Annotated in this window: 7 protein-coding genes; 5 read left to right on the forward strand and 2 right to left on the reverse strand. The window is 66.1% G+C overall.

Going from position 1 to position 7,763, the window contains the following annotated elements; translation table 11 throughout:
- Nucleotides 1-133: 133 nt before the first annotated feature.
- Complete coding sequence (locus tag ACT6QU_RS13460) at nt 134-1,132, forward strand: KpsF/GutQ family sugar-phosphate isomerase (protein ID WP_444565844.1); 999 nt, start codon at nt 134-136, stop codon at nt 1,130-1,132.
- Here ACT6QU_RS13460 and ACT6QU_RS13465 read toward each other — a convergent pair whose 3' ends face one another.
- Together ACT6QU_RS13465 and ACT6QU_RS13470 are read right to left on the reverse strand one after the other, a co-directional pair.
- The gene (locus tag ACT6QU_RS13465) at nt 1,133-2,386 is read right to left on the reverse strand and encodes an SGNH/GDSL hydrolase family protein (RefSeq protein WP_444565843.1); all 1,254 of its coding nucleotides are present in this window, start codon (nt 2,384-2,386) and stop codon (nt 1,133-1,135) included.
- A 14-nt stretch (nt 2,387-2,400) separates the two neighbouring features.
- A complete protein-coding gene (locus tag ACT6QU_RS13470) occupies nt 2,401-3,648 on the reverse strand; it encodes a lytic murein transglycosylase (protein WP_444565842.1) in 1,248 nt (415 codons plus the stop codon).
- 227 nt (nt 3,649-3,875) lie between these two features.
- On the opposite strand from ACT6QU_RS13470, the gene galU reads away from it, so the two are divergent.
- From galU to ACT6QU_RS13490, 4 genes are all read left to right on the forward strand, one after another.
- Nucleotides 3,876-4,745, forward strand: a complete 870-nt coding sequence (galU, locus tag ACT6QU_RS13475) for a UTP--glucose-1-phosphate uridylyltransferase GalU (RefSeq protein ID WP_024587750.1) — start codon at nt 3,876-3,878, stop codon at nt 4,743-4,745.
- 57 nt (nt 4,746-4,802) lie between these two features.
- Complete coding sequence (locus ACT6QU_RS13480) at nt 4,803-6,008, forward strand: NAD(P)/FAD-dependent oxidoreductase (RefSeq protein WP_444565841.1); 1,206 nt, start codon at nt 4,803-4,805, stop codon at nt 6,006-6,008.
- Between the two features lie 62 nt (nt 6,009-6,070).
- Nucleotides 6,071-7,063 carry an SPFH domain-containing protein gene (locus tag ACT6QU_RS13485; RefSeq protein ID WP_444565840.1) on the forward strand — a complete coding sequence of 331 codons (993 nt, stop codon included), beginning with the start codon at nt 6,071-6,073 and terminating at the stop codon, nt 7,061-7,063.
- Complete coding sequence (locus ACT6QU_RS13490; protein ID WP_024587747.1) at nt 7,060-7,515, forward strand: NfeD family protein; 456 nt, start codon at nt 7,060-7,062, stop codon at nt 7,513-7,515. Before ACT6QU_RS13485 ends, ACT6QU_RS13490 begins: the two co-directional genes overlap by 4 nt.
- Nucleotides 7,516-7,763: the final 248 nt, after the last annotated feature.

The following is a 7,763-nucleotide window of genomic DNA, read 5'->3' on the forward strand; positions in this document are numbered from 1 at the left end:
GGGCCTGCGCCGCTTTCAGGTGAGGAAAATCATGCTTACGAAACCGTAAAGCGGCTTGGTTAACCAAGTGTTGAAATCGCGCCTGCCCACCGCGGTAATGGACATGGCCGCAAAGGAACGCTAAGCGCATCCCATGCTGCGCCAGAAAACGAACAAAGCTCCTGATCGCGACCAGATCGCCCAGTCGGCCGCCCGCACGCTCGCGACGGAGGCCGCGGGGCTCGCGCGCCTCGCCGAATCCTTCGAAAACGGACTTGCCGCGCCCTTTGCCGACGCCGTCGAGGCGCTGGAGGGGATCACCGGCCGGGTGATCGTGACGGGCGTCGGCAAGAGCGGGCATATCGGCTCCAAGATCGCCGCGACGCTCGCCTCGACCGGTACGCCGGCCTTCTTCGTCCATCCGGCCGAAGCCAATCACGGCGATCTCGGCATGATCGCTGAGGACGATGCGATCCTCGCCATTTCGTGGTCCGGCGAGACGAGCGAACTGACCGGGATCATCGCCTATGCGCGGCGCTTCTCGATCCCGCTCATCGCCATCACTTCGGGCACGCAGTCCGCGCTGGCGCGCGAGGCGAGCGTGGTGCTGGCGCTGCCGAAGGTGGCGGAGGCCTGCCCGCACGGGCTGGCGCCGACGACCTCGACGCTGATGCAACTCGTGGTGGGCGACGCGCTGGCCGTGGCGCTGCTCGAGGCGCGGGGCTTCACGCCCGATCATTTCAAGACCTTCCACCCCGGCGGCAAGCTGGGCGCGAGCCTGACGCATGTGCGCGACCTGATGCATTCGGGCGACGAGGTGCCGCTGGTGCCGCTCGGCACGGCGATGACCGACGCGGTGCACGTCCTGTCGAAGAAGCGCTTCGGCTGCGTGTGCGTGGTCGACGATCAGGGCCGGCTCGCGGGCATCGTCACCGATGGCGATCTTGCCCGCAACCTTCACCGCAACCTGGCGGCGCTCTCCGTCGACGAGGTGATGACGCGCACACCGAAGACGGTCGCGCCCGACATGCTGGCCGCCACCGCCACCGGCATCATCAACGAAAAGGGCATTTCGGCGCTGGTCGTCTGCGAGGACGAGCGGCCGGTGGGCATCGTTCACTTCCACGATCTGTTGCGGGTCGGGGCGGCTTAACTATCGCCGCAGCGCTCCCGTAATCCCTGCATCGAACGGTTCGGGCGCGGGGCGCTCGCGCATGAAATTGTCGGCGCGGCCGGTGGGGGCACCTTCGGGCTCATCCTCCGTCTCGACCCTTGGGGCGGGCGTCGCGCGTACCGGGCGGACGATGTTGCGGCCGAGGAGTTCGCCGCCGGTTGCGGGTGCGGCAAACAAAGCGACGGGCTGGGTGCGGTCGATGCGGGGCGCCTCGCGCGGGCCGGCGACGAAGCCGGGGGGCAGGTCGGGGCCGAAGAAGACGAGTTCGGGCGCGGGCGCGGCGCCGAGTGCCTGCTGCAGCGGCTTTTCGACGAAGAAGGCGATCTTGCGCTTGCCGGCGCGGGTGACATTGATGCCGTCATCGGCGCGAAGCTGGGTCGGCTGGCCGTTCATGTCGGGGCCGCTGGCGACGAAGGCGCCGTTCTCGTCGACGAAGCCGTCCCAGACGTCGACGAACTGGCCGCCGGCCGCTTCGGCGACCTTGCGGTAGATGTCGTTGAAGGCCAGCATGTCGGCCGACATGGTGGACGGGCGGAAGGGGATCATGCCGACCCAGACGAGCGGGATGTCCTTTGCCGTCACCGCCTCGGCCATGAGGCTGGCGCGGCGCTCGTATTCCTTCAGCCAGGCGTCGCTGCGCGCCGCCTCCGACGTGCCGGTGACCGACATGGCCTGCCGGTCGTTGGAGCCGAGCATGACGACGACGATGGCGGGGTCGAGTTCGTCGAGCATGGCGGCGAGGTTGCCGGGCCAGTCGTAATAATCGTCGCGCACGAGGCCGGAGGACCCATTCGCGCGGGCGACGATCTCGACCGAGGCGTCCGCCTCGACGGCGGCTTCGAGGCCCTCGGCCAATCCGCCGGCGACGAAGTCACCGACCACGAGCACCTTGCGCGCGTCGTCCGCCTTGGCGACGGCGGCGGCTGCTGCGGGCGCGGCGGCCTGTCCCGGCGATGACGAGCGCTGGCGGCGCTGCGCCTGCCCGCCGGCGCCTTGCTGCTGCCGGCGGGGCTGCGCGCGCTGGCGTTGCGGCTGGCGCTGGGGGGCTTCATAGACCTGCGGCGCCGGCTGGTTGCGCTGGAACAGGAAGCGCAGAAGACCGCCGCCCTGTTGCTGCTGTTGCTGCGCGGCCGCCGGCGAAACGGCGAAAGGCGCGCCTTGCGGCACGCCTCCGAAAGCCAGGATCATCGCCAGACAGATAAACGCTGCTCTGCGCAGACCTCGCGATGCCAAATCGTACTCCGTTCCTACTGCCCCCGAATGCGGGACAGAACTTCCTTCGAGGGGTGGCCGTCGGCGCTCATTCCCATGCGCGACTGGAAGGCCTTGATCGCATCGCGCGAGGCGGGTCCGATCTTGCCGTCGATATTGCCGTCATAATAGCCGCGCGTCAAAAGATGCTGTTGCAACTCCTGCGTCTCGTCGAACGAGAGCCGCGTGAAGGGACGGTTCCAATCGCGCGCGAGTTGCGGCTGGCCGGCGATCTGGTCGGCGAGAAGCCCGACGGCGATCGCGTAGCGGTCGGCATTGTTGTAGCGCTTGAGCATGTTGAAATTGTGCAGGACGAGGAAGGCCGGGCCTTCGCGGCCGTCCGGCACCTTCAGTTCGGCGCTGTCGCCAGGACGCGGATAGGCCTGGCCGTTGGCGCGCACGACGCCGATCGACTGCCACTGCTGGAGCGACATCGTGCCGCCGGGGAATTTGCGGCCCGCCGGCAGTTTCACCTCGTAGCCCCAGGCATGGCCGGCCCGCCAGCCATTGCTGGACAAAAGGTTGGCGGCCGTGGCGAGCGCATCGGGCACCGAATTCCAGATGTCGCGGCGGCCATTGCCGTCGAAATCGACCGCATAGGCCTTGTAGCTGGTCGGGATGAACTGGGTGTGGCCCATCGCGCCGGCCCACGAACCGGTCAAATGGTGGACGTCGATGTCGCCGCGCTGGAGGATTTCGAGCGCCGCGATCAATTGCTGGCGCGCGAAGCGCTGCCGGCGCTCGTCGGCATAGGCGAGGGTGGAGAGCGAACGGATGACGTTGCGCATCACCCGGTCGTTGGTGAGGATCGCGCCATAGTTCGATTCCATCGACCAGATGGCGAGGAGGATGTTGCGGTCGACGCCGAAGCGGCTCTCGATCTGGCCGAGCAGGCGATTGTGTTCACTGGCCTTCTGGCGGCCGATGCCGATCGAGTTCTCGTTGATCCGGTTGTCGAAATAGTCCCAGACCGGCGCGACGAATTCGGGCTGGTAGCGGGCCTTTTCGAGCACTTCGGGGTCGGGCGCGGTCACGCCTTGGAACGCGCGGTCGAATGTCGCGTTGGATATGCCGCTCTGCGCCGCCGTCGCACGGAACTGCGCGACCCACCTTTGGAACCCGGCATCGGCCTGCGCCGGCTGGGAGATGACAGAAAGGCCGATCGTCATGCCCGTCACGGCCAGAACCGCGCCCAGCGACCGCGCACCGGCGACGAGCGATCCCACGAATGTCTTCAAGCTCATGAATTCCTCCTTGATTCAGGATTTGAAGCGATTCTGCACCGATCGGGTTAGGAAAGCGTTTACCATGCCGTCCGGAGCCGCCCCTGGCTCAACCTTTCCGTGCGGCAAATCAGCCACCTTCGTTCAAGACAGATCAACATTGACATGAAAATGTCCGCGACGGAACGTACGCGGCCGCGCCGATCACGAAGTCGCGATCATCGATGAAACTCAGAATGGACCGTCAGATGAAGAAAGTCAGAAAGGCCGTTTTCCCCGTCGCAGGACTTGGAACCCGCTTCCTGCCCGCTACGAAGACGGTGCCCAAGGAAATGCTGACCGTCGTCGACCGTCCGGTGATCCAGTATGTCGTGGACGAGGCGCGCGAGGCGGGGATCGAGCATTTCATCTTCGTCACCGGGCGCAATAAGGGCAATATCGAGGACTATTTCGACCTCCAGTTCGAGCTCAACGAGACGCTCTCGCGGCGCGGCAAGACGGTGCAGATCGAACTCCTGCAGTCGATGCAGCCGGCCGCCGGCACCACGAGCTTCACGCGCCAGCAGGAGCCGCTGGGGCTTGGCCACGCGGTCTGGTGCGCGCGCGACCTCGTCGGCGACGAGCCCTTCGCGCTGCTCCTGCCCGACATGATCATGCGCTCGGACAAGAGCTGCATGCGCGGCATGGTCGAGCTCTACGGGGAAACGGGTTCGAACGTCATCGCGGTCGCCGAATGTGACCCGGCCGAGACGCACAAATACGGCATCGTCGGCGCGGGTGCGAAGGCCGGTGCGGGCTTCGAGATCACCGGCATGGTGGAAAAGCCGAAGCCGGCGGACGCCCCGTCCAACCTCTACATCAACGGCCGCTACATCCTGCAGCCGGAGATCTTCGATCTTCTCGCCACGCAGGAGCGCGGCGCCGGAAACGAGATCCAGTTGACCGACGCCATGCTGCGGCTCGGCGACAGCCAGAAGCTCTACGGCTACCACTATCGCGGCGAGACTTATGATTGCGGCTCGCCGGAAGGGTTCGTCGAGGCGAACCTCGCCTTCGCGCTCGGCCGCGCCGATCTGCGCCCGCAGATCGAAGCGATCGTGAAGCGTTTGGCAGGCTGAGGAACCTAGTGGTCGGAGCCCCGTTGGAGAGTGCAATCCAACGGGGCAACGATCTTCATGCGTAAACTCGATCTGCGAACCGGTACGCCGGTCTGGATGGCCTATCGCGCGCCCTCGGTGCCGACGCAGACGCTGACCCCCGACGTCAAATGCGAAGTGCTCGTCGTCGGCATGGGAATTTCCGGCGCGATGATGGCAGAGGCGCTTACCGGCGCCGGCCATGAGGTCGTCATGATCGACCGGCGCGGGCCGCTGCTCGGCTCGACGCCGGCGACCACGGCGCTCGTGCAGTACGAGATCGACACGCCGCTTTCCAGGCTCAAGCTCAAGATCGGCCGCACGGATGCCGAGCGCGCCTGGCGCCGCTCGCGCCTCGCGGTGATGAATTTGAAGGCGCATATCGAGGCGCTGGGCATCCCCTGCGACCTCGCGACGCGGCCCACGCTCTACCTCGCGGGCAACGAACTGACGGGCCGCGCGCTGGAAGAGGAGGCCGAAGCGCGGACGGATGCCGGGCTCCTGTCGCGCTACCTGACCGCCAAGCCGCTGAAGGACGAATTCGGCCTCGATCGCGACGGGGCGATCCATTCCCATGACAATCTGGCGCTCGACCCGCGCAAGCTGACGGCGGGGCTCCTCAACACCGCCTGCTCTCGCGGCGCGCGGCTCTACGCGGACGTCGAGGCGACGGCTTTCGGGCACACGAAGGACGGCGTCGAGGTCGCGACAGCCGCCGGCCCTGTCATCTCCGCTTCCCATGTCGTCCTTTGCACCGGCTATGAACTGATGCCCTTCGTGCCGGCCGACAACCATCAGGTGATCTCCACCTGGGCCATCGCCACGAAGCCCCAAAAGCAGAATCTGTGGCCGCAGGAAGCCTTCATCTGGGAGGCGTCGGACCCTTATCTCTACATGCGCGCGACGAAGGACGGGCGCGTTGTCTGCGGCGGCGAGGACGAGGAGTTCCAGGACGAGGAGCGGCGCGACGCGCTGATCCCCGAAAAGACCGCCGCCATCGTCGCCAAGCTGAAGAAACTGATGCCGAAGCTCGACACGAGCCCGCAATTCGTGTGGGCCGGCGCCTTCGGCTCGACCTCGACGGGACTGCCGATCATCGGCGCCGTGCCGAAAAAGCCGCGCATCCACGCCGTGATGGGCTATGGCGGCAACGGCATCACCTATTCGCGGATCGCGAGCGAGATCGTCTCGGCGGCGATTGCGGGGCGCTCGGACAGCGAGGCGGACCTCTTCGCCTTCGGCTGATTTGCCTCGCGCGCCTTGTCTCCCTAAGTTCGCTGCATAGGCAACGCATTTTGGGAGTTACCATGTTCTTGTCCGGTTTCGAGATCGCGATCCTCGTTTTCGCGGTTCTTGTGCTCCTCGTCATTTTCGCCGGCGTGAAGACCGTGCCGCAGGGCAGCAACTACACGGTCGAGCGCTTTGGGCGGTATACGCGTTCGCTCTCGCCGGGCCTCAATTTGATCGTGCCTTTCGTCGAGCGGATCGGCGCGCGCATGAACATGATGGAACAGGTGCTCGACGTTCCCACGCAGGAGGTCATTACGCGCGACAACGCGATCGTCGCCGTCGACGGCGTCGCCTTCTACCAGGTGCTGAACGCGGCGCAGGCCGCCTATCAGGTTTCCGGCCTGCAGAACGCGATCCTCAATCTGACGATGACCAACATCCGCTCCGTGATGGGCTCGATGGATCTCGACGAGCTTTTGTCGAACCGCGACCAAATCAACGACCGGCTGCTCCACATCGTCGACAATGCCACCAGCCCCTGGGGCATCAAGATGACGCGCGTCGAGATCAAGGACATCAACCCGCCGGCCAACATGGTGGATTCGATGGCCCGCCAGATGATGGCCGAGCGCAACAAGCGCGCGCAGATTCTGGAGGCGGAGGGCCTGAAGCAGGCGCAGGTGCTGGAAGCCGAAGGCCGCAGGGAAGCCGCGTTCCGCGACGCGGAGGCGCGCGAGCGTTCGGCCGAGGCCGAGGCGCGGGCAACGCAGGTCGTCTCCGAGGCGATCGCGGCCGGCGACATCCAGGCGGTGAACTATTTCGTCGCGCAGAAATACACCGAGGCGATGGCGAAGATCGGCTCGGCGCCGAACTCCAAGGTCGTGCTGATGCCGATGGAAGCGTCCGCGCTTGTCGGCTCGCTCGGCGGGATCGGCCAGATCGCCAAGGAAGTGTTCGGCGACGAGAGCCGGCAGCAGCAACCGCCGCGTCGCGGCGCGCGCCTGCCATCGGTGCCGGCGCATAGCGTCGCGACGACAAGCACCGACGCCGACACGCAGGACGCGCGATGAGCGAATTTCTCTCCGGTCTCGGTGCCTGGAACTGGATCGTCCTCGGGGCGGTCCTGCTCGGCCTCGAAGTCTTCGCGCCGGGCGTCTACCTCCTGTGGATCGGCATCGCCGCGCTTTTGACCGGCGCGCTCTCGTTCCAGATCGGCGATGCCGCCTGGTGGGGCTGGCCGGCGCAGGTCATCGTCTTCCTGGTGCTGAGCCTTGCCAGCGTCATCGTCGGTCGTTTCGCGTTCGGTTCGGACAAGGGCGAGAGCGACCAGCCGCTTTTGAACCAGCGCGAGCGGCAGTTGATCGGGCAGATCTCGACGCTGGAAGAGGATTTGCGCGACGGGCATGGGCGCATTCGGCTCGGAGATACGTTGTGGCTTGCGACGGGGCCGGATATGGCGGCAGGGACGCGCGTGCGCGTGGTCGGGGCGGAGGGGACGACGCTGAGGGTGGAGGCGGTTTAGGGTCGCAAGATTCGGGCGAAGGGGACCCCCAGCCTTTGTTGGGCGAGCCGCGGGTCTCGCCCGTCCTTCGGACCCCCACAAGGGGGAGGGAGTTCGTCAGCGTCTTACGTGCCCTTCAATGCACCACCCAGTTTGCAGGATAGAGCGGGACGCCGGTGCCCTCCCTCCCCCTTGTGGAGATCGTTGCAAAATTGGCTGATTGTGATTCAGTCGTCTTTGTTTGGAGGCGGTTTGATGAGCGGTCAGCT

Origin of the sequence: Aliihoeflea sp., from assembly GCF_052435475.1 — a bacterium.
Taxonomy (GTDB): domain Bacteria; phylum Pseudomonadota; class Alphaproteobacteria; order Rhizobiales; family Rhizobiaceae; genus Aliihoeflea.

Excerpts from the sequence above, each read along its gene's own strand:
- ACT6QU_RS13470 (WP_444565842.1), bottom strand. The coding sequence starts at position 3,648 with ATGAGCTTGAAGACATTCGTGGGATCGCTCGTCGCCGGTGCGCGGTCG.
- ACT6QU_RS13490 (WP_024587747.1), top strand. The coding sequence starts at position 7,060 with ATGAGCGAATTTCTCTCCGGTCTCGGTGCCTGGAACTGGATCGTCCTC.
- galU (WP_024587750.1), top strand. The coding sequence starts at position 3,876 with ATGAAGAAAGTCAGAAAGGCCGTTTTCCCCGTCGCAGGACTTGGAACC.
- ACT6QU_RS13480 (WP_444565841.1), top strand. The coding sequence starts at position 4,803 with ATGCGTAAACTCGATCTGCGAACCGGTACGCCGGTCTGGATGGCCTAT.
- ACT6QU_RS13485 (WP_444565840.1), top strand. The coding sequence starts at position 6,071 with ATGTTCTTGTCCGGTTTCGAGATCGCGATCCTCGTTTTCGCGGTTCTT.
- ACT6QU_RS13460 (WP_444565844.1), top strand. The coding sequence starts at position 134 with ATGCTGCGCCAGAAAACGAACAAAGCTCCTGATCGCGACCAGATCGCC.